A 21,885-nucleotide genomic window follows, 5' to 3' on the forward strand; every position below is an offset into this window, starting at 1 on the left:
CGAATGAGCTGGAACTAGCAAGAGGAGTGCCAGCCAGCCCAGGGACTATTCAAAACAGTGGCTCAACCGAACAGGCTGGCCTCGACATCGAAGCCGGCGTCACGCATCTGCGCCAGCTTGTAGCGCAGCGTGCGCGGGCTGATCCCCAGGCGCTCGGCGGCTTCCTTGCGACGCCCGCGCTCGGCGCGCAGGGTGTCGATGATCATCTGGAACTCGTGGCGGCGCATGTCGCCTTCCAAGCCGCCTACCTCTGCCCCCGCCCCGCCAGCCGTATCGACGGATAATGGCTCAATAGTGGCCACTTTCGCCGACGACAATGGAATGGCGCCAGCCAGACAGAAATCCGCCGCCTCGATGACGCCACCCTGCTGCAGGATCAGCGCCCGCTGCAGGGCGTTGTCCAGTTCACGCACGTTGCCTGGCCAGGGGTAGGCTTGCAGGCAGGCACGCGCGTGCGCAGACAGCGTTACCCGGGCATGGCGCATCTTCGCCACATGTCGCGCCAGCAGGCGCTCGGCCAACGGCAGGATATCGGCAGGCCGCTCGCGCAATGCCCGCCAGGCCATGGGGAACACCGACAGGCGATAGTAGAGGTCTTCGCGGAAACGCCCCGCCGCGACCTCGCCAGCCAAGTCGCGGTTGGTGGTGGCCAGCACCCGGATATCCAGCGCGATCGGCTTGCGCCCGCCGACCCGCTCGACCTCGCGCTCCTGTAACACACGCAGCAACTTGGCCTGCAAGCCCAGCGGCATTTCGGAAATCTCGTCCAGCAGCAAGGTGCCACCATCGGCCTGCTCGAACTTGCCCGCCTGGGCGGCAATGGCCCCGGTGAACGCGCCCTTCTCGTGGCCGAACAACGTGGCCTCCAGCATGTTGTCGGGAATCGCCGCGCAGTTGATCGCGACGAAGGCCTGCCCGGCCCGCGGCGACTGCTGGTGGATATAACGGGCGAGCACCTCCTTGCCCGTGCCCGACTCACCGGAAATCAACACCGTGGAATCGCTACGCGCAACACGCACGGCCAATTCCAGCAATTGCCGACTGGCCGGCTCGCAGGCCACCGGCCCCTCCTCTTCCGCCGCGCCCACGGCATGCCGCGCCACCAGGCTGAGCAGGGCCTTGGGCTCGAATGGCTTGACCAGGTAATCGGCGGCGCCTTGGCGCATGGCGTCGACCGCCCGCTCCACCGCGGCGTGGGCAGTCATCAGCAATACTGGCAGCTGCGGCTGCTGGCGACGCAATTGCGCGAGCAACTGATGACCGTCCATGCCCGGCATGTTCACATCGCTGACCACCAGGCCGAACGCCTCTTCATCCACCACACGCAACGCCTCTTCGGCGCTGCCAACGGCACGGTGGGCGAACCCGCCGATCTCCAGGGTATCGGCCAGGGCCTGACGCAACACGCGATCATCCTCGACCAGCAGCACCTTGATACTCATCACCCCCTCTCCTCACGCGCCTCGAACAGCGGCAGCACCACCGTCACACAGGTACCGCGCCCAACCTTCGAACGCAGGCGCAACTCGCCACGATGGGCGCGGACCACGGCCTGGACCACCGCCAGGCCCAAGCCGGTGCCAGTGGCCTTGGTGGTCAGGAACGGCTCGCCCAGACGCTCCAGCAACTGCGCATCGATGCCGCTGCCGGCATCGCTGACACACAGCTGCAAGCCCCCCTCGCGGCGCATCAGGTGCACCTTCAGCCGCGCCGGCTCGACGCTGGCCTGCAAGGCGTTCTCGATCAGGTTGAGCATGGCGCCGACCAAGGTATCGCGATTGCACAACACCTCACCCAGGTGGCTATCGCACTGCCAACGCACCGCATGCCCCTGCACATGGGCTTGCGCCGCCTGCTGCAAGGCCTGGAACAACGCCTTGGGGCTGACCCGGTCGTTGAGCGGCAGCTCGCCGCGGGCGAACACCAGCATGTCGCGCACCTGGTGCTCCAGTTCGTGCAGGCGCTCCTTGAGATTACCGGCGAAACGCTGGCGGGTTTCCCCTGGCAGTTCCTGCGCAGGGTCCGCCAAGTGGCTGGCATAGAGCATCGCGGCCGACAGCGGCGTGCGGATCTGGTGGGCCAGCGAAGCCACCATGCGCCCCAGCGACGACAGGCGCTGATGGCGCGCCAATTGATCCTGTAGACGACGGGTTTCGGTCAGGTCGTTGAGCAGCACCAACTGCCCGGGCTCGGCATCCAGCGAGCGCGTGGCGATCGACAGGCGCCGACCGTCACGCAGGGAGACCTCATGGCCATCGTCCTCGCGCGGCGCGAAGCTGCGAGCGATCACTTGCCGCCAGAGCTGCCCCAGCAACGGCTCGCCAAGCAACTCGCAAGCGGCCGGATTGGCCTCGCGCACGTAACCGTCGCCATCGATCACGATCACCCCGCCGGGCAACAGGTCGAGCAGGTTTTGCAGGCGATTGGCCAGGCGCTCCTTCTCATCCAGCTCGGCCATGCGCTGACCACTGACCACCGCCAACTCACCCTTGAGTTCACTGACCCGGGCCTCGAGCAGGTTGTAGGACTGACTCAGCTGGCTGGAAACCTGGTCGAACAGGGCGAATGCCTGTTCAAGGCCCTGCCGGCTTTCCTGTTCGAGCGGGGTGTGCCCGCGCGGATCGGGGGCTGGGGAACGGTGGGCGGCCTGGGGCATCGTGCTCTCTCGCATGGCTGACCGTCATAAAAACGGTATGTTACCTGCGGTGTAGCAATAGCCGTGCCGGAGATGGGGATAAAGGAAGGTTGGCGGGCGGGTTGTTGATCAGGCTCAAGGGGCTGGCCATAAGCCTGACCCGACCTGATTTCTGTGTGAGCGGCCCCTAATTACAGCGCTGAGCCGATGCCGCCAGGGCCGCTGCGCGCCCCTTTCGCGACACAAGGCCGCTCCTACAAGGTACGCGCAAACCTGCCCAGCCGGCAGCCCATCACTCGTCGGCCTGTTCCTCGCCGCCTTGGCGGCTCATGCCGTACTTGCGCATCTTCTCCACCAGCGTGGTGCGGCGAATGCGCAGACGCTCGGCGGCACGGGCGACGATGCCGTTGGCATCGTCCAGCGCCTGCTGGATCAGCCCCTGCTCCAGGCTGCCAAGGTAGTCCTTGAGGTCCAACCCTTCGGGCGGCAGCATGGCATGGTTGGCGAAGTTCGGCGCGTGGCCATTGATCGCCACGCGCTCCTCGAGATCGGAACGCAGGCTGTCGACCAACTGCTCGTCCTCGTCATCCACATAGCGGAACTTCTTCGGCAGTTCCGCCACGCCAATCACCCCGTACGGATGCATGATCGCCATGCGCTCCACCAGGTTGGCCAGCTCGCGCACATTGCCCGGCCAACCGTGACGGCACAGCGACATGATCGAGGCAGAGTTGAAGCGAATCGAACCGCGCTTCTCGTGCTCCATGCGCGAGATCAGCTCGTTCATCAGCAGGGGGATGTCTTCCACCCGCTCACGCAACGGCGCCATCTCGATGGGGAATACGTTCAACCGGTAATACAAGTCTTCGCGGAAGGTACCGTCCTCGATCATGCTCTCGAGGTTCTTGTGGGTCGCGGCGATGATGCGCACGTCGATGCTCTGGGTCTTGTTGCTGCCCACGCGCTCGAAAGTACGCTCCTGCAACACCCGCAGCAGCTTGACCTGCATCGGCAACGGCATGTCGCCGATCTCGTCGAGGAACAGGGTGCCGCCGTTGGCCAACTCGAAGCGTCCGGCACGGCTGGTGATCGCCCCGGTGAAGGCGCCCTTCTCGTGACCGAACAGCTCGCTCTCGAGCAGTTCCGCCGGGATCGCCCCGCAATTGACCGGCACGAACGGCGCCTCGCGACGCTTGGAGTGGTAGTGCAGGTTGCGCGCTACCACCTCCTTGCCAGTGCCGGACTCACCGAGGATCAACACGCTGGCGTCGGTGTCGGCCACCTGCTGCATCATCTGCCGCACGTGCTGGATGGCACGGCTGGTGCCCACCAGGCTGCGGAACAGATTCGGCTCGCGCTGACGACCGCGCTCGCGGGCCTGGTCGTACATCTCGCGATAGACCTGGGCACGGTGCAGCGAATCGAGCAACTGGCTGTAGCTGGGCGGCATCTCCAGGTTGGAGAGCACACGACGGCGCAGGTCCTCGGGGAACTCCGCGGAAGAAATTTCACCCAAAAGCAGCACCGGAAGGAACTCATCCCAGCCAGCCACTGTCTTAAGGAGCCCCAGCACACTGGCTGGCGCATTTACGGTCCCGATCAGGACACACAGCACTTCACGGCTGGAAGACAAACCTTCGACCACCTGCTGCCAGTCCTGGCTGGAGCAAGAAAGGTTTTCTTCGCCGAGAAAATTCAGGACCACCGCCAGATCGCGGCGGCGTTCGCTGTCGTCATCGATCAGGAGAATCTTGGTTTCACGCCACATGCAATAGCAACTTCCCTAGTCATATCGGCGCCCGAAGGCGTGCACGACATCATTCCGACTGAATGGTCAGTGTTCGGACGTCTGAATTTCGAAAACAGCCACTAGTAAAGTCAAAAAGACCGTAACAGTCAAATTTATGGCGCATCTTACTCAGTTCGGTGCATCTTAACTGAATAAATGGTAAACCTTCGAAGCATTCTTTGCTTGCTTGATCTGGGTCATCTCATCGGCGATTGCCTGGCGCTCGCCGATGGTGGCATCGAGCAGGTCGCGGTAGACCTCCAGCAGCCCCTCCAGACGCTCCTTGACCAGCGCTTCGTCGAGGCTTGGCGCACTGAGCATGTCGTCGATGCAGGTGCGGCAACTCTCGTCGAGCGTGCGAATGGCCTCCCAGTCACGGGCAGCCAGGGCATCGCGCAAGGCGTCCTGGGTTTCTTCGAAACGTTGCAGCGCGCTGCTCATGGTTGACTCCTCAGCCGGCCGGCTGTGCATCGGCAATGGCATCCCAACCGCTCTTGACGGTGATCAGCAGTTGCGCGACCTCGTCGATGATCGCCGGGTCGTTGTCGATGTTAGCCTGCATCAGGCGGTTGGTCATGTAGGCGTACAGGCTCGACAACTGCTCGATATAGGCAGGGTCCGCGCTCTTCTGCGCATCGAGACCGTCGCTCAGGCCAATGATGATATCGATCGCCTTGCCCAGCATCAGGCCTTTTTCGGCGATGTCGCCACGGGCCAGCGCACCTTTGGCCTGGGCCATGCGATCGAGCCCACCCTCCATCAGCATCTGCACCAGGCGATGGGGCGTGGCTTCGGAAATCTGGGCATGGGAATTGACCTTCTGGTACTGACGAAGGGCTCTCATGGGATTCATCTTGCGACCTCGTGACGGGCAAAAACGACTGGTTCGATAGTCTTTGTATCGGGCCGGCGAAGAAAAACTTTACCGACCGCTGAGCTGAAGCCGGGCATCATGCCCGGACTTCAGCCGACGTTCACGGATTATTTATCGTTCTTGGCGTTGTTCAACGCGTTGAGCGTCCCCAGCACGTTCTGCTGCTGCTGACGCAGCTGCGAGACCAGGGTATCCATGTGGTTGTACTTATCCTGCAAGCTGACCCGCAGGGCTTCCATGCGTGTATCGAGGGTGTCCTGCTCGGTCTTGAGCTTGGTCAGGCTTTCAGACAGCGTTTTGGAACGCTCAGCGAGGGTACCGGTGCTGGCCTTGGCATAAGGTTCGGTGACCTTCTGCAGGCGAGCGAGCATGCCGTCCTTGCCATTGAAGATACTGGTCAGGTCAGCGGCATTGGTGGCCGCGGCCTTGTCCCACTTCTTGTCGTCCAGGCTCAGTAACCCACCATCCTGTGACGAGGTGACGCCAAACGCGGCCAGCGACTTCATCGTGCCGTTGCCGGACAGCGCGTTCATCTCTTCACGGATCGACGATACCAAGGCACGCATGGAGGCATCCCCGGTAAGCGCCGCCGGCGTCATGGTACCATCGGCGTTCTTGGTCACCCGGGTTTCGGCATTGACCACTTTCATCAGTGCGTTATAGCTGTCAATAAAGCCCTTCAGGCCCGACTTCAGCGCAGTGGTGCTGGTGGTCAACGACAGCGTGGTCTTGACCAAGGCTTCGCCTTCCTTTTCCTTGGGAGAGACACCCACCAGCTTGATATTCAGACCGCTCACCGCGTCACTGATATCGTTGGTCTTGGACTCCATGGCAATGCCATCAAGCGTGTACTTGGCGTTCTCAGGCTTATCCACAACGGTGTAGCCAGTATCAAGACCGGAATTGCCCGACAGGGTGATATCGGAGCCAACGCCCATCTTGTTGGAGGTGATCACCAGGCGCGAACCCGAGGCATCGGTCAACACGTTGGCACTCAGACCGGCGGTCCCGAACTGACTATTGATCGCCTCGCGCACCTGTTGCAACGTGGCGCCCGGCGGGATGCTGACGTCGTGATCCTTGCCATTCTGGGTGATCGTCAGCTTGGTGGCGGTGGTCCCGGGGTTGACCACGCTGTTCGCGCCATTGGAGTAAACCTTGGTGGACACCTTGGATGCAGACGCCAATTTTTCCACTTGCAGACTGAACGAGCCATTGGCCGCGCCCGCGCCAGCGGTAATGGTGGCAACCTTCTCATCCGAAGACTTCAATGCCAAACCGCCGAAGCTGTTGTCGTTGGTCATGCTGGTCAACGCGCCACGGAAGGCATCCAGGGCCGCCTGGATCTTGCCGATCGAGGACAATGTGGTGGTTGCCTTCAGTGTCTGGGTATTGATCTGTGCCTGCTTCGGCGCCTTTTGCGCGTCCACCAGGGACTTCACAATCGCCTGGGTATCGATGCCCGAACCGATACCGCTGATTGTTGAACCTGCCATCATTGCTCTCCTTGTACGGTGGCTGCCGGATCCTTGGCGGAAAAATCCCTAGAAAGATCGGCAGCAACAAAAATCATGCCAGCCCGTCGAACAGCAGGCTACTGGCTTCACTGAGGCTTTGCGCCAGCTTCAGCGCGGTTTCCGACGGAAGTTGGCGGATCACGTCACCCGATTCGGTGGCGATCACCTTGACCACGACCCGGCCGGTGGAATCATCGATGGAAAAATCCAGCTTGCGCTGGCTCGACTGGACGAAATCACGAATTTCGCCAACCGCCTTTTCCAGATCCTCGCGGGTATGCGGCTTGTCGTCCGCGGCCGCCGCCTCCTGCACCTTGACAGGCGCCAGTGGCTCCTTGACAGCGGTCACCGCCTGGGGCTGCAGCGAAGGATACACCTGGTTGAGCTTGACACTCATGTCCATGTTTCGAACTCCTCATGTCAAAAAGGCGAAAGGGCACGTAAACGCGCCCTTCCACCTCTTACTCAGACGCCTGAATTACTGAAGCAGTTTCAGGACCGAGGAAGGCAGCTGGTTAGCCTGCGACAGGATCGCAGTCGAAGCCTGCTGCAGGGTCTGCTGCTTGGTCAGCTCTGCAGTTTCCGAAGCGAAGTCCACGTCCTGCACGGTGGAGCGGGCAGCGGTGGAGTTCTTCTGGATGTTCTGCAGGTTGTCGACAGTGGTGGCCAGACGGTTCTGGGTAGCACCCAGGCCCGAACGGACGCTGTCAATCGAACCAATGGCCTTGTCGATAACGGCCAGGGCGTTTTGGGCCTTGGTAGCGTCGGTGACGTCGGTGTTGGAGATGGTGGTTTTAGACGAAGTGGCCGCAGTGGTACCAGCAGCAGCAAACAGACTGTCAACACCAGCACCGTTCAGAGCGTAGCCCTTGGCGGAGTCCAGCGACACAGCGCCAGTGGCGATGATGTCGGTGGCAGCCAGAGCGGTACCAGCAGCAGCGTAGGCACCTGCGCCATCACGAGTATTGACCTTGATACCAGCCTGAGCACCGGCATCGCTGGCGCTGAACTTGATGTTCTCACCGGTATCGGACTTGATCGACAGGGCGCCGTTCGACTCGTCGTAGTTGACGCTGATACCCAGCTTGGCGGCGTTGGACTTCAGCTGGTCAGCCAGACCGGCAGTATCGGTTGCGCCAACGATCTTGACCGACTGGCCACCGACGTCCAGGGTGAAGTTAGCCGACTTGGTGGCAGCACCAGCGATGGCGGTGGCGTCCACTTCCAGCTTGACTTCGGTGCTGGCGGTAGCGGTCAGGCCACCGATTGCGCCGTTCATGTTGGCAGCGATTTTCTTGGCCGAATCACCAGCAGCGACGGCTACGTCTTTGGTCTGGCCGTTACCGGTAACGGTGATGGTGCCAGCCTTGACGCCAGTGTCGTTAGGGGTGATAGCAACGCTCTTGATCTGCTGGGAACCGATGTTGCTGGCAGCAACGTTTTCCAGAGTCAGGTTGATGGTTTCGTTGGCGTTGGCGCCGACCTGGATGGCCTTGGTGCCGTAGGAACCGTCCAGCAGCTTCTGGCCACCGAAGGTGGTGGTAGCGGAAATACGGTTCAGCTCGGCGGTCAGAGCCTGGTATTCGTCGTTGTTCGACTTACGGTCGTCGGGGCTCAGGGAGCCAGTGGCCGAGGACAGAGCCAGGGTACGCATTTTTTGCAGGATGTCGGTCGAAGCCTGCATCGCGCCTTCGGCGGTCTGGGCGATCGAGATACCGTCGTTGGCGTTCTTGACTGCTTGGCCCAGGCCGTTGATCTGGCTGGTCAGGCGGTTGGCGATCTGCAGGCCGGCAGCGTCGTCTTTGGCGCTGTTGATGCGCAGGCCGGAAGACAGGCGCTGCATCGAAGTGGTCTGGGCGGTGCTGGCCTTGTTCAGGTTAACCTGAGTAGTAACCGAGGCAATGTTGGTGTTTACAGTTAAAGCCATGACGAAATCCTCGTTGGATGGGTACTGCGGCTTCCGGCCCTGGCATCCGCCGGGTATGGCCTAGAGAACCTTCGTAATGGTTATCGTCGTTTGCGGGGGTTGCTTGAGGGCATTTTCAAAAAAAAAATGCCATCACCCCGCCACCCCTACAAAATCAGGGGGTTAAGGTACCGATAGACGATCAACGGGCAAAAAAAGCGCCTGGCGGGATACGCCAGGCGCTGCTTCGTGCAAGCGCTGATTCAGCCCCGGTAAAGGATCGCCGAACCCCACGACAGACCGACACCGAAGCCACTGATGGCCACGCGCTTCCAGGTACTGTCGAGCATGTGCTTCTGCAACAGCAACGGCACGCTGGAGGACACGGTATTGCCGGTCTCGAGCATATCCTTGACGAACTTCTCCGGGTGCTGCTCTTCAAAGCGGCGCGCCACGGCATCGACGATGGCCGCACTGCCCTGGTGAATGCAGAACGCGTCGATATCCGCCGACTGCAGGCCACTGGCCTCGAGCAGCTCATGCAGGTGCGCCGGCACCTTGACCAGGGCGAAGTTGAACACCTGGCGGCCATTCATGAAGAAGGTGCCATCGCTGACCTTCAAATGCTCGGCACCCGAGCCGTCGGTGCCGAAACGCGCCTCGCCCAACTGCCACACGGCATCTTCGCCCATCCAGGTGGCGGTGGCGGCATCGCCGAACAGCATGGTGGTGTTGCGATCTTCCGGATCGACGATCTTCGAATAGGGATCGGCGGTGATCAACAGGCCGTTCTTCAGCCCCGCCGCCTGCATGAAGCCCTTGATGGCATACAGGCCGTAGACATAGCCGGAGCAGCCCAGCGACACGTCAAAGGCCGCCACGCGGGTCGACAGGCCCAATTTGTTCTGCACGATCGCCGCCGTGTGCGGCAGCCCTTCTTCGTCACCGTTCTGGGTGACCACGATCAGCACATCGATCGCCTGCGGATCCAGCTCCAGGTTGTTGGCGAACAACGCGCGGGCGGCCTCGACGCAGAGGTCGGAGGTTTCCTGCTCATCGGCCTTGCGCGGCAGGAACGAGGCACCGATCTTGCCGAACATGAACGCTTCGTCCTTGCCGAACTTCGCACCCTGGACGTAGTTGTCCAGGCCAGCGGTAGGCACGTAACTCGCAATGCTTTTGATGCCAATCATTCTGGCTTCCCAATGAAAACAGCCAAAGACCACCACTCGATGAATTGAGGGCGCCAATACCGGGTCGAAACCACTGCAGCCCGAGACAGGCCGAAACCAGACTGTCGCTCGCACACCGGTAACAAAATGCTGCAGCAGCTGCCGCATAGAATACAGGGAAGATGCGCGTTTTGACTCATTGGTCACACTCATTTATCGGCAAAAGCGCCCCAGCGCCGCGCCACAGACACGAAAAAGCCCCGGCAGCACACAGCTGACCGGGGCTTTTTTAGCGCAGGCGCGATCAGAGCTTGTTGAACAGGCTCAGCTGCGAGATCCGCGAGAACGCCAGTTGCGAGGCCTCGAGCATGGCTTGCTGCAAGGTCAGCATGATCGATGCTTCGGCCATGTCGGTGTTACCGATGGCATCCTGGGTGACCTTGTTGGCCGTGCTCAGGCTGGTGTTTTCCTGACGCTGGATATCCAGCGAGTTGCCACGGGCGCCGATCGAGCCCCGGGTGATATCGACCTGTTCGCGCGCGCTGGCCAGGTTGGCCACCGCCGAGGCGACGGCGTTCTTGATGGCGAGGTTGTTGCCCGCGGTGCCGGGCGGCGCGTCCAGCGCCGAGCGCAACTGGCTGATGGTCTCCAGCACGCTCTGGTTCTGGTGGTTGTTGGCGTTGATGGCGAACTGATCACCCGCCTGCGGCGCGCCGGACACCTGGTAGGTCACGCCAGCGACCGTCAACGACGGCGCGGTGAACGTACCGCTGGCCACCGGCTTGCTGTCGGCGGTCAAGGGCTGGGCGTAGAACTCGTAGGTGTTGGCCCCGGTGAACTTGATCACCGCGCCATTGCTCGGGAAGGTGCTGCGGTAAGCCGCCTGGTCGGTCACGGCGCTGCCGGTCACCTGGGCGCTGGACGGGTTGCCGGCACCGCGCACGCTGGTCAGCGAATCGGGGCGCGCCTGCACGCTGAATTCACGGCCAGCGACGATGGCATCGGCGTCCTCGCCCTCTTTGAGCGACACATTGACTTCGAACTCGACGCCGCGCAGGGCGATGCGGTTGCCACCCTCGGTCTTGCTGTCGAAGGTGCCGTTGGTGGGCGTCTCGGCGGTGATATCGTTGCCCAGGGCATCGGTCACCTTGTACTGGGTGGCACTGGTGAAGGTGATCTTGTACGGCTGGCCTGCGGTGAAGCTGTCGTTGAAGCTATTGTTCGAGGTCAGCAGGCCCGGCGACAGCGCGACCTTGCCATCGTCGACCGGCGGCGCCACCAGGGTGGACTCGGTACGGCTCTTGTTCTTGGCCGAATCGAAAATGCTGAAACCGGTGTCGTTGGTCGCCAGGCTCAGGGTGTCGGACACCTGCAGGCTCAGCTGGGTCTGGTCGCCCTGGTAGCTGTAGGTGCCGTCGGCATTGCGCACATAGGGCGGCGACGAGGTCTTGGTGCCACCGAACATGTAGTCGCCGTTGGCGTCGCGGGAATTGAGCAGGCCGAAAATGTTGGCCTCGATCTCTTTCAGCTCGCCACTGATGGACACGCGGTCGGCATCGGTCACGCCAGCCCCGCCAGCGCGCAGGGCCAGTTCACTGGCACGCTGCATGGCTTCGTTGATGGTGGCCAGCACGCTCTCTTCCTGCAGCAGCGAGTTGTTCACCGTGGTCATGTTGCCATCGTACTGCTTGAGCAACGCCTGCTGCTGCTGCAGCAACAGCAGGCGCGCGGCACCGACCGGATCGTCGGCGGCGGTCTGGATACGCACGCCGCTGTCGATCTGAGTCTTGCTCTTCATCAGGTCGGCGAAGTTCTTGGTGTAGCTACTGGCGCTCGCCTCATAGAACTGAGCGGTGGAAATACGCACGATGGCTACTCCTTACAAAGCGTTGATCAGGATGCTGAAGGTTTCTTGCGCCGCCTTGATGATCTGCGACGACGCGGTGTAGTAATGCTGGAACTTGATGAGGTTGGCCGCCTCATCGTCCAGGTTGACACCGGAAACCCCGTTGCGGCTTTCCTTGGCCGAGTCGAGCACGGCCTTGGTCGCAACGGTATCGATTTTGGCCTGGTTGGCCTTGGCGCCGACGCGCTCGACCAGCGAGGCATAGGCCGAGGTAAAGCTGGAGCCGGTACCGGAGTTCAGGCCCACCGTGGACTTGGTCTGCAACCCGAGCAGCGCCTGGGCGTTGCGGTTGTCGGACTTGCCGTCGGCATTGAAGCCGAAGGTAAAGCTGTCGTTGGTCGCCGGGCTGCCGCCAACAGTGGTCTCGACGCTGAAGGTCCGCGGATTGCCGCTGCCATCGAGGATCGGCGCTCCCGCGGCATCGCGCATCGGCACATTGATGGTCAGCTTGTTGTCCTGGCCCGGCACGATGGTACCGGTGCCGATGGCCACACCCTTGGAGTCGTACAGGGTGTAGCCCTGGGTGCCGCCGCTGGCGCCCTGGAACACCATGCGCACCGGCATCGAGTGCTTGATCGAGTCCTGGATCAGCGCGGTATCGGCACCGCCGTAGATATCCAGCTTGGCCCCCAGGTTCGGCTGGGTGATGGTGCCACTGCCGGTGTTGCCACTACCGACCACGCCGTTGATCGGCCCGGCGAAAGCCAACTTATTGGCATCGGTGAGCACGGTATTGATCGAGCCTGCCGCCGAACGGGTCGGGCTGACCTTGAAGCTGTCGCCAGCCGCCAGAGCGCCCCCTTGGAGCTTGAGGGTGAAGCCGTCGATCACCGGCGGTGGCGTGGTGGTCAGGTCGAAGCTGCCCATGTCGGTACCGTCGGAGCGACGCACGCTGTACTGGTTGGGGCCGGTGAACTTGACTTCGTAGTCGTAGGTGGTGAGCGCACCGCTGTTGGCGATGGTCACGTCCAGGTTACCGGAGCCGGCGCTGTTGTTCGACGAGGCCAGGCTGCGCTGGCTGATTGCCGCGGCGCTGTTGATGCTGGAGAACAGCGCACTGCCGAACTGCCCATTGGCGTCCAGGCCCTGCCCCAACTGGCTGTTGATACTGTCGGCCACCACCAGGGCGACACGCCCCAGCTCGTTCATCGACGGGTTGAGCACGTCGTTGCGATAGCGCAGCAGACCGCCGATCTGCCCACCACTGACCACCGAAGTGACGTCCGAGGAGAAGTTCGGGTAGTTGATCTGCAGGCTGTACTGGCTCTTGTCGGCAGCGCTCGGCACGGCGCTCAGGGTGTTGGCGCGATTACCGGTGACCAGCGACTGGCCATTGCCCATGTACACATCGTAATTGCCGTCGCGCTCCTGCACGGTAACGCCGACCAGCTCGTTGAGCTGGCGCACCGCTTCGCTGCGCGCATCCAGCAGGTTGTTCGGCGAAGCGCCGGACGCCGACAACTGGGTAATCTGCTTGTTGAGATCGGCGATGCTCGAGGTCAACTTGTTGACCTGGCCGGACAGCGTATCCAATTGGCTGTTGATGCTGTCGTTCTGCTTGCTCATCTGGCTGGAGATGGCATTGAAGCGGTTGCTCAAGGTCTGCGCCTGGGTCAGCAGCAGTTGCCGCGACGCCACATCGCTGGGCTTGGCCGACGCGGTCTGCAAGGCCGAGAAGAAGGCGGTCAGTACCGAGCTGATGCCGGTGTCGCTTTCGGCCAGCAACTTGTCGATACCCGTGATCTGATCCTGGAACGCCGCCGCATCGGTATTGAGCGAAGTCGCGGTCTGCAGCTGGTTGTCCAGGTAGGCGTTATAGATGCGACGCACATCCGACAACGTAGTGCCCGTGCCCACGAAGCCCGTGCCGATGTTGTGCGACGGCCCCGTAGTCTGGATGGTTTGCTGCCGCGAATAGCCGGAAACCGCCGCGTTGGCGATGTTGTTACCGGTGATGGCCAACGCGGTCTGGCTGGCATTCAGGCCCGACAGCCCGATCGAGATCAGGTTAGACATGGTTCAATCCTTATAGATTCGTGGTAGTGCCAGCCATGGCGTATTCCTGGGTCGGCTGCAGTTGCCGGGCAATGCTGATGATCTTGCGGGCGTAGTCCGGGTCGGTGGCGTAGCCAGCCTTCTGCAGCTCTCTTGCAAACTGTTCCGGTTTATCGGCCGAGCCGACCGCATCTTTATAGCGACTGTTGTTCTGCAACAGGCTGACCAGGTCGTGGAAGCTGTCCTGGTACGAATCGTAGGAACGGAACGCCGCCGTCTCCTTGACGAACTGGCCACCGCGGAATTCGCTGGTGATCGCCCTCGCCTCGCCACCCTGCCAGTTGCCGGTGGCCTTGATGCCGAACAGGTTGTGGCTGCTGCTGCCATCGGGGTTGCGCATCACCGACTTGCCCCAACCGGTTTCCAGCGCGGCCTGGGCCACCAGGTAACGCGGGTCGATGCCAATGCGCTTGGCCGCTTGCTCGGCCATCGGCAGCATGGTGGCAACGAACGCGTCGCTGTCGCTGAAGGCCTTGTTCGGCGCCAGTGGCGGCTGGGCCACGGCGCGGCCGAGGATGCGCATGCCCTCGCGCTCACGCGGCGCGGCGAAGCTCTGCGCTGGTTGCCAGTCGCCGCGGGCGACACCGGCCAGCGATGGTCCGCTGCGCTGTGGCAGGGCCGTGTCGCCTGCCGCGGCGGCCGACGGCACGATGCCGGCCAGCAGGCGATCGGTAAGCTTACCCGGCAGCGCCAGGCGCCGTGAATTGAGCGCCGCCACATCGTTGCGCCCGGCCGCGGCCTGCTCGCCACGCAGCGGCTGGGCGACACGACCGCCGCCCCACAGCGCTGGCGCCGGGCCGTCGATACGCGGGAACGGGCTGTTGTTGGGCGCAGCGCCCTTGTTCTTGCTCAACTGGCGCACCAGCACGTCCTGCAGGCCGATACCACCACCTTCGCGGGACATGCTGACCGCCAACTGCTGGTCGTACATGTCGCGGTACTGCTTGGTGGTGTCGCTGTTCATCGGGTTTTCTTCGTCGGCCAGCACATCGCTGGCCTTGCGCGAGGCCTTGAGCATCTCGCTGACGAACAAGGATTCGAACTCCTGGGCCACCTTGCGGATATTGCCCTCGCTGTCGCGATCACCGTGCTTGAGCGAACTCAGGCGATTGAGGTCGGTGAAGGCACCGCTGTCGGCCGGGCTGGAAATCAGGCTCTTCGGGTTCATCCCAGGCGTCCTCAGATCACGATCAGGTCGGCTTGCAACGCGCCGGCCTGCTTCAGGGCTTCGAGGATCGCCATCAGGTCGCTGGGCGCCGCGCCGACCTGGTTCACCGCGCGGACTATCTCATCCAGCGTGGTACCCGGGCCGAACTTGAACATCGGCTTGGCTTCCTGCTCGGCATTCACCCGCGAGCGCGGCACCACCGCGGTCTGGCCGTTGGAGAATGGCCCCGGCTGGCTGACGATCGGGTCTTCGGTGATGGTCACGGTCAGGCTGCCGTGGGTCACCGCCGCCGGCGACACCTTGACGTTCTGGCCGATGACGATGGTACCGGTGCGCGAATTGATGATGACCTTGGCCACTGCCTGGCCCGGATCGATCTCGAGGTTCTCCAGGATCGACAGGTAGTCGACACGCTGGCTCGGGTCCATCGGCGCGGTCACCCGCACCGAACCACCATCGATGGCCTGGGCGACACCCGGGCCGAGCAACTCGTTGACCTTGTCGACGATGCGCTTGGCGGTGGTGAAGTCCGGGCGATTGAGGTTCAGGGTCAGGCTGTTGCCCTGGTTGAAACCACTCGGCACCGCACGCTCGACGGACGCGCCGCCAGGGATCCGCCCGGCCGACGGAACGTTGACGGTGATCTTCGAGCCGTCGCGACCCTCAGCATCGAAACCACCCACCACCAGGTTGCCCTGGGCGATGGCGTAGACGTTGCCGTCGATACCCTTGAGCGGCGTCATCAACAGGCTGCCGCCGCGCAGGCTCTTGGAGTTACCGATGGACGACACGGTGATGTCGACCACCTGGCCCGGCTTGGCGAACGCCGGCAGATCGGCATGCACCGATACCGCGGCGACGTTCTTCAACTGCACGTTGCCCGACCCCGGCGGCACCTTGATGCCGAACTGCGAGAGCATGTTGTTGAAGGTCTGCAGGGTGAATGGCGTCTGGGTGGTCTGGTCACCCGTGCCATTGAGCCCCACGACCAGGCCGTAGCCGATCAATTGGTTGGCGCGCACGCCAGAAATGCTGGCGATATCCTTCAGACGCTCGGCGTGGGCACCGAACGCGCAGGACAGGAGCAAGGTCGCGGCAATCAACCGCCTAGCGTTGAACATGGTCATCCGTACTCAGAAAGGCCAGAGCGGGCTGATGAAGAAACGGTCCAGCCAACCCGGCTGGCTGGCATCGGCGAACGAGCCGGTGCCCGAATAGGTGATGCGCGCGTCGGCCACGCGGGTGGACGGCACGGTGTTGTCGGTGGCGATGTCGTCGGCGCGCACCAGGCCAGCGATGCGTACCAGTTCTTCACCGGTGTTCAAGGTCATCCACTTCTCGCCACGCACGGCGATGATGCCGTTGGGCAGCACCTCGGCCACGGTGACGGTGATCGAACCAGTCAGGGTGTTGCCCTGGGTGGCCTTGCTGTCGCCCTTGGTGCTGCGGTCACCGCTGTAGCCGGCTTCCAGGCTCAAGTCGCCGCCACCCAACGGGTTGTTGGTGTTGGGCACGGTACCGAACAGCGAGGTCAGGCCAAGGTTGGCCTTGCTGTTCTTCTGGATCTGCGAACCTGCGTTCTTGCTCGCCGAGGTGCGCTCGTTGAGGGTGATGGTAATGATGTCGCCGACCCGGAACGCCTTGCGATCGGTGTACAGGCCCTGCTCGAAGCCGGCCTGGTAGATCGAGCCGTTGTTGGCCGCCGCCGGCAGCGGGGTGCGCGGCAGCACCGGCGCATAGTACGGGTCGTTGGGCTTGGGCGTCGGCGCGACGCAACCGGCCAACAACACCACCCCCCCCAGGGCGAATACGGACAACGAACGCATCATGACACTTACCTCACGGTGAAACAGGCGCTGCAACAACGAGCGCAGAGTCAACGGCCCACGCCAGGCGGGCCGCCAGGGCTTACAACTGCTGGGTGACGAACGACAGCATCTTGTCGGCGGTGGAGATGACCTTGGAGTTCATCTCGTAGGCGCGCTGGGTGGTGATCATGTTCACCAGTTCCTCGACGGTGCTGACGTTGGAGGCTTCCAGGGTCTGCTGCTCGGTGGTGCCGAAGCCGTTCAGGCCTGGGGTGCCGACCTGCGGCGCGCCGCTGGCGGCGGTCTCCAGGAACAGGTTGCCGCCGATGGCCTGCAGGCCGGCCGGGTTGATGAAATCGGCGGTCTGGATGTTGCCGATGACCTGCGCGGCCGGGTTGCCCACGGTAGTGATCGAGACGGTACCGTCCTTGCCGACGGTGAAGGTCTGCGCATCTGGCGGCACGACGATGGCCGGCTCCAGGGCAAAGCCGTTGGCGGTGACGATCTGACCGTCGGAGTTCAGGTGGAAGGTACCGTCACGGGTGTAGCTCACGGTGCCGTCCGGCTGCAGGATCTGGAAGAAGCCACGGCCGTTGACCGCCATGTCCAGCGGGTTCTCGGTGGTCTGCAGGCTGCCGGCGATGAAGCTCTTCTGGGTGCCGACGATGCGCACACCGGTACCGACCTGCAGGCCCGAAGGCAGTTCGCTGTCCTGGGTCGACTGAGCGCCAGGCTGACGCTTGATCTGGTACAAAAGGTCCTGGAACTCGGCGCGATCACGCTTGAAGCCGGTGGTCGAGACGTTCGCCAGGTTGTTGGAGATGACCGCCAGGTTGGTGTCCTGGGCGGACAGGCCGGTTTTCGCGACCCAAAGAGCTGGAAGCATTTAGTGTTCTCCTCGTGCGCCTGATTTTCGGCACCCGTTCAAATGTGATTAGCCGATTTGCAAGACGCGGGCCATGGCTTCATCGCCTTCCTTGGCCGCGTTCATCATCTTGACGTGCAGTTCGAACTGGCGGGACAACGCCAGCACCGAGGTCATTTCCTCGACGGCGTTGACGTTGCTCGACTCCAGGAAGCCCGAGACCACGCGGACATTTACGTCGGCGTCGGCAGGCTGGCCATTGCTGGTGTGGATCATGCCGTCCAGGCCCTTGGTCAGGCCCTTGATGTCGGGGTTGACCAGCTTGATGCGGTCGACCTCGGCCATCACCCGCGGATCCTCGCCCATGGCGCGGATGCTGATGGTGCCGTCGTCACCCACCTCGACCTGCTGCTCCGGCGGAATGGCGATCGGACCGCCATTGCCAATCACCGGCATGCCGTTGCCGGCACGCAGCACGCCCAGGGCGTCGATGTTCAGGCTGCCGGTGCGCACGTAGGCCTCGCTGCCATCGGGCGCCTGCACGGCGATGAAGCCCTTGCCGGCCACGGCCACGTCCAAAGGACGGCCGGTCTCGACCAGGGCACCTTCGCTGAAGTCGGTGGCCGGACGCTCGGTCATGGCGAAGGCGCGCGCCGGAAAGCTGTCGCCGAACACCGGCATCGAACGCGCCTGCTCCAGGTCACGCTGGAAGCCATTGGTGGAAACGTTCGCCAGGTTGTTGGCATGGGCCTTCTGCGCCAGCGCGTTCTGGCTGGCGCCGGTCATGGCCACATAAAGCATCTTGTCCACAGCATCTCCTCTACGCGAACCTTGCCGCGCTGTCGTTGGCAAGGATGAAGCAATTATCGAACCAAACTGACAAAGCCCTTTAACACGGGGCTTTCAGCGGCCCGCGCCAAGGCAAGCGTCAGTTTGTCGGCGAATCGTTGCCGCTGGCGGCAACGCCCGCGTCAGTCGGCGCGACACGCACCATTGGTGTAGGGGCCGGAATGACGCTTCCAGCCCTCCCCCGGGTCGCTGGCCGAGCACATGTAGCGCCCGGTCGCCAGGCTCTGCCACTGGTACCAGGGCGCCGGCGCGGCCTGCAGCGACAGCGCCAGCAACAAGGCGCCGGCAGCCACCAGCATCGACTTGTTCATGGCATCAACCTCCTCTGCCAGACGTGAAAAAGCCCCTGCAAGCAGGGGCTCGATCACGCCACGCTCATCAGGTCATCTGGATGATGGTCTGCATGATGGTGCTTTCGGTGGAAATGGTCTTGGCGTTGGCCTGGTAGTTGCTCTGCGCCTTGATCAAGTTGACCAGCTCGCCGGTCAAGTCGACGTTGGAGTCTTCCAGGGAGCTGCCGGCAATGCGGCCCAAGGTGCCGGTGTCTGGCTCACCAATGATCGGCACGCCCGAGGCGTAGGACTCTTTCCAGGCAGTGGCGCCGACCGGGGTCAGGCCTTGCAGGTTGGCGAAGTTGGCGATCACTACCTGGCCGATCACCTTGTTCTGGCCGTTGGTGAAGTTGGCGAACATGTTGCCGCTCTGGTCGACGGTCAGGCCGGCGAGCTCACCGGTGGCGTAGCCATCCTGGTCCTTGGCGGTGGTCGCCGAGGCCGCGTTGAACTGAGTGGTGGCCAGCATATCCAGGACAACACCACCAGGACGCATGACAGCACCGTTACCAACCCAGGCACCGGCCGCATTCTTCTCGGCAGGCACCCAGTTATCGAGCTTGAAGGTCTTGTCGGCTGCGATGGTCAGACCACCTGTGACAGCACCAACAGGCATGGCCGCCGTATCCAGCTTACCCGCCGACGTAAAGGGCAAAGTGTTTTTCAGTGGCGTAGGCAGGGTCGGGTCGGCCGGGTTACGACCATCGATGGTGGTGTACATGGTCCAGGAGTTGGTGCCGGCATCCTTGACGAAGTACTGGTTCATCTGGTGCTCGTTACCCTGGCTGTCGTACACCGGGGTGTTGAAGGTGTAGTTGTAGCTGTTGACATTGGTCGGGTCGAACGGCGAAACCGAAGGCGCTTTGGCGCTGGAGTTCAGGTTGACGGTCTCGGAAATGCGCCCGGTCGGCTTCGGCGCCAGGTTCGAGGTGTCGATCTTCAGGTCGGTCAGCACGCCCGGGATGACCTTGCCGTTTTCATCCACCGGATAGCCCTGCAGGTTGGCGCCACTGGCGTTGACCACGTAGCCTTCCTTGTCGCTGTAGAAGGCGCCGGCACGGGTATAGATGCGCGAACCGTTGTCGTTCAGGGCAAAGAAGCCGTTGCCATCAATGGCCATGTCCAGCGCCTGGCCAGTACCGTTGATGTTGCCGGGGTTGAACATCTGCGAGACCGCCATGGTCTTCACGCCGCTGCCGACCTGGGTCTTGCCGCCGGCAGTGCCGCGGATCGATTGCGAATATTGGTCGCCGAACTCGGCGCGCGACGATTTGAAACCGGTGGTGGCGACGTTGGCAATGTTGTTGCCGGTAACGTTCAGGGATTTGTTCGCCGCATAGAGACCGCTAAGGCCGATATTGAAAGACATGTACTCGCTCCTTGTGCCGATTCTGCGGCGTTAAATTCCGATGGTGGTGACTTTGGAGATACCGACTTTGCCGATACCGGCCAGGTCGAGCATCATCTCGCTGCCATTCTGGAAGCTGACACTGTTGACCTTGGCCGGCAGCAGCGTGGCCAGCGTCTTGGCCTTGCCGTCGACCTTGGTCTCGGCGCTGAAGGTGTAGGTGCCCGGCTCGACCACCTCGCCCTTGTCGTTCTTGCCGTCCCAGATGAAGTCGGCGGTACCAGCCTTGCGCGCACCCAGGTCAATGGCCTTGACCACGTTGCCATCCTTGTCCTTGATGGTGACCTTGCCCTCGGTGATGTTCGAGGGCACCACGACCTGGCCGTTGAAGCTCTTGGAGGTGTCGACCACTGCCTTGTCGCTTGCCACGATCACCGAGCGACCGACCAGCGAGGTGGCCTGCAGCGCCTGGGACGAACCGATGCCGGTGAGGATGCCGTCAACCGACTCCTTGAGCGACTGGATACCTTCGAGGCTGCTGAATTGCGCCAGCTGCGCGACGAACTCGCCGTTGTCCTGAGGATCGAGCGGGTTCTGGTTCTTCATCTGCGTCACCAGCAACTGCAGGAACGCATCCTTGCCCAGCGCACTGCCGGCCTGGCCGGTGCTGGAGTCGGTCTTGCTCTTCTGCTTCTGCAGCGACTCCAGGTAACCACTGCCGACTTGTGTATTGGTATTGGTGGTAGTCATTGCGGCTCCCTGCTTACTGACCCAGGGTCAGCACTTTCTGCATCATGTTCTTGGCGGTGTTCATCAGCTCGGCGTTGGTCTGGAACGCACGGCTGGCGGAGATCATGTCGGCCATCTCCTCGACCACGTTGACGTTCGGGTAGTAGACGTAGCCGTCCTTGTTCGCCGCCGGATGGTTCGGCTCGTAACGCGCCTCGAGGTTGCTCTGGTCCTCGATGATGCCCTTGACCTGCACGCCCTGCCCCGCCTCGCCCTGGTCCTCGAACAGCGACTGGCCGGCGCCGGCCTGGGCCTGCTGGAAGGTGGTGGCGAACACCGGGTGACGGGCGCGGTAGGTCTGGTCGATGCTCGACGAGACGGTCTCGGCGTTGGCGATGTTCGAGGCGACGGTGTTCAGGCGCGTGTTCTGCGCGCTCATGCCGCTACCGGCGATATTGAAGACACTGGCAAGGGACATGGTCACTCTCCGCGCAGGGCCGATACCAGCCCTTTGAATTTACTGTTGAGCAGGGTGAAGCTGGCCTGGAAGCCAACGGCGTTTTCCGTGTAGTTCGATTGTTCGATCTGCGCGTCCACGGTGTTCTGGTCGATCGACGGCTGCATCGGCGTGCGGTACTTCAGGGTGTCATCCATCATCGCCAGGCCTTCGGCCTCGATATGGCGATTGTTGGTGCGATCCAGGGCAATGCGGCCTTTCTGCTGTTTGTCGGACTCGGCGGCGAGCACCGACGAGAAGTCCATGTCGCGCGCCTTGTAGTTCGGTGTGTCGGCGTTGGCGATGTTGTTGGCCAGCACCTCGGCACGCTGGGCACGGAAGCCCAGTGCCTTTTCGTGGATGCCAAGCGCCTTGTCGAAGCTGATGCTCATGTCGGGGAACCTTCGAAGGTTGACCAGAGTTTCGTTGGCTAACG

21 protein-coding genes are annotated in these 21,885 nt (G+C 62.5%); all 21 read right to left on the reverse strand.

Annotated features, from left to right (window positions below):
• Nucleotides 1–62 precede the first annotated feature (62 nt).
• A complete protein-coding gene (locus tag ACODS5_RS18680; protein ID WP_489109369.1) occupies nt 63–1,442 on the reverse strand; it encodes a sigma-54-dependent transcriptional regulator in 1,380 nt (459 codons plus the stop codon).
• Nucleotides 1,442–2,656, reverse strand: coding sequence for a sensor histidine kinase (locus tag ACODS5_RS18685; protein ID WP_489109379.1), 1,215 nt, complete (start codon nt 2,654–2,656; stop codon nt 1,442–1,444). Before ACODS5_RS18685 ends, ACODS5_RS18680 begins: the two co-directional genes overlap by 1 nt.
• A 271-nt stretch (nt 2,657–2,927) precedes the next feature.
• Nucleotides 2,928–4,403 carry a transcriptional regulator FleQ gene (fleQ, locus tag ACODS5_RS18690; protein WP_134690838.1) on the reverse strand — a complete coding sequence of 492 codons (1,476 nt, stop codon included), beginning with the start codon at nt 4,401–4,403 and terminating at the stop codon, nt 2,928–2,930.
• 165 nt (nt 4,404–4,568) lie between these two features.
• The gene (gene fliT / locus ACODS5_RS18695; protein ID WP_104445079.1) at nt 4,569–4,865 is read right to left on the reverse strand and encodes a flagellar protein FliT; all 297 of its coding nucleotides are present in this window, start codon (nt 4,863–4,865) and stop codon (nt 4,569–4,571) included.
• 10 nt (nt 4,866–4,875) lie between these two features.
• On the reverse strand, nt 4,876–5,277 hold the full coding sequence (gene fliS, locus ACODS5_RS18700) for a flagellar export chaperone FliS (protein WP_104445078.1): 402 nt from the start codon (nt 5,275–5,277) through the stop codon (nt 4,876–4,878).
• 128 nt (nt 5,278–5,405) lie between these two features.
• A complete protein-coding gene (fliD, locus tag ACODS5_RS18705; protein ID WP_134690840.1) occupies nt 5,406–6,794 on the reverse strand; it encodes a flagellar filament capping protein FliD in 1,389 nt (462 codons plus the stop codon).
• Nucleotides 6,795–6,867: 73 nt separating this feature from the next.
• Entirely contained in the window at nt 6,868–7,218 is a 351-nt protein-coding gene (locus tag ACODS5_RS18710; protein ID WP_104445076.1) for a flagellar protein FlaG, read from the reverse strand.
• 75 nt (nt 7,219–7,293) lie between these two features.
• The gene (locus tag ACODS5_RS18715) at nt 7,294–8,742 is read right to left on the reverse strand and encodes a flagellin N-terminal helical domain-containing protein (protein WP_489109370.1); all 1,449 of its coding nucleotides are present in this window, start codon (nt 8,740–8,742) and stop codon (nt 7,294–7,296) included.
• 242 nt (nt 8,743–8,984) lie between these two features.
• Nucleotides 8,985–9,914 carry a ketoacyl-ACP synthase III gene (locus tag ACODS5_RS18720; protein ID WP_489109371.1) on the reverse strand — a complete coding sequence of 310 codons (930 nt, stop codon included), beginning with the start codon at nt 9,912–9,914 and terminating at the stop codon, nt 8,985–8,987.
• A 283-nt stretch (nt 9,915–10,197) separates the two neighbouring features.
• Complete coding sequence (locus tag ACODS5_RS18725) at nt 10,198–11,760, reverse strand: flagellar hook-associated protein 3 (RefSeq protein WP_134690845.1); 1,563 nt, start codon at nt 11,758–11,760, stop codon at nt 10,198–10,200.
• A 12-nt stretch (nt 11,761–11,772) separates the two neighbouring features.
• The gene (flgK, locus tag ACODS5_RS18730; protein ID WP_489109372.1) at nt 11,773–13,815 is read right to left on the reverse strand and encodes a flagellar hook-associated protein FlgK; all 2,043 of its coding nucleotides are present in this window, start codon (nt 13,813–13,815) and stop codon (nt 11,773–11,775) included.
• 10 nt (nt 13,816–13,825) lie between these two features.
• Nucleotides 13,826–15,022 carry a flagellar assembly peptidoglycan hydrolase FlgJ gene (gene flgJ / locus ACODS5_RS18735; RefSeq protein WP_489109373.1) on the reverse strand — a complete coding sequence of 399 codons (1,197 nt, stop codon included), beginning with the start codon at nt 15,020–15,022 and terminating at the stop codon, nt 13,826–13,828.
• Nucleotides 15,023–15,033: 11 nt separating this feature from the next.
• Nucleotides 15,034–16,143: a flagellar basal body P-ring protein FlgI gene (locus ACODS5_RS18740; RefSeq protein WP_104445339.1), complete on the reverse strand. Its 1,110-nt coding sequence runs from the start codon at nt 16,141–16,143 to the stop codon at nt 15,034–15,036.
• Between the two features lie 12 nt (nt 16,144–16,155).
• Entirely contained in the window at nt 16,156–16,851 is a 696-nt protein-coding gene (gene flgH / locus ACODS5_RS18745; RefSeq protein WP_104445070.1) for a flagellar basal body L-ring protein FlgH, read from the reverse strand.
• Between the two features lie 79 nt (nt 16,852–16,930).
• The gene (flgG, locus tag ACODS5_RS18750) at nt 16,931–17,716 is read right to left on the reverse strand and encodes a flagellar basal-body rod protein FlgG (protein ID WP_134690851.1); all 786 of its coding nucleotides are present in this window, start codon (nt 17,714–17,716) and stop codon (nt 16,931–16,933) included.
• 48 nt (nt 17,717–17,764) lie between these two features.
• Entirely contained in the window at nt 17,765–18,505 is a 741-nt protein-coding gene (flgF, locus tag ACODS5_RS18755) for a flagellar basal-body rod protein FlgF (RefSeq protein WP_104445068.1), read from the reverse strand.
• Between the two features lie 161 nt (nt 18,506–18,666).
• Nucleotides 18,667–18,855 carry a hypothetical protein gene (locus tag ACODS5_RS18760; RefSeq protein ID WP_489109374.1) on the reverse strand — a complete coding sequence of 63 codons (189 nt, stop codon included), beginning with the start codon at nt 18,853–18,855 and terminating at the stop codon, nt 18,667–18,669.
• A 67-nt stretch (nt 18,856–18,922) separates the two neighbouring features.
• Entirely contained in the window at nt 18,923–20,245 is a 1,323-nt protein-coding gene (gene flgE, locus ACODS5_RS18765) for a flagellar hook protein FlgE (RefSeq protein WP_134690855.1), read from the reverse strand.
• A 30-nt stretch (nt 20,246–20,275) separates the two neighbouring features.
• A complete protein-coding gene (gene flgD / locus ACODS5_RS18770) occupies nt 20,276–20,974 on the reverse strand; it encodes a flagellar hook assembly protein FlgD (protein ID WP_134690857.1) in 699 nt (232 codons plus the stop codon).
• Between the two features lie 13 nt (nt 20,975–20,987).
• Entirely contained in the window at nt 20,988–21,431 is a 444-nt protein-coding gene (gene flgC / locus ACODS5_RS18775) for a flagellar basal body rod protein FlgC (RefSeq protein ID WP_104445064.1), read from the reverse strand.
• Between the two features lie 2 nt (nt 21,432–21,433).
• Nucleotides 21,434–21,841: a flagellar basal body rod protein FlgB gene (flgB, locus tag ACODS5_RS18780; protein ID WP_104445063.1), complete on the reverse strand. Its 408-nt coding sequence runs from the start codon at nt 21,839–21,841 to the stop codon at nt 21,434–21,436.
• Nucleotides 21,842–21,885 lie beyond the last annotated feature (44 nt).

Source organism: Pseudomonas sp. FG47 (assembly GCF_057809115.1).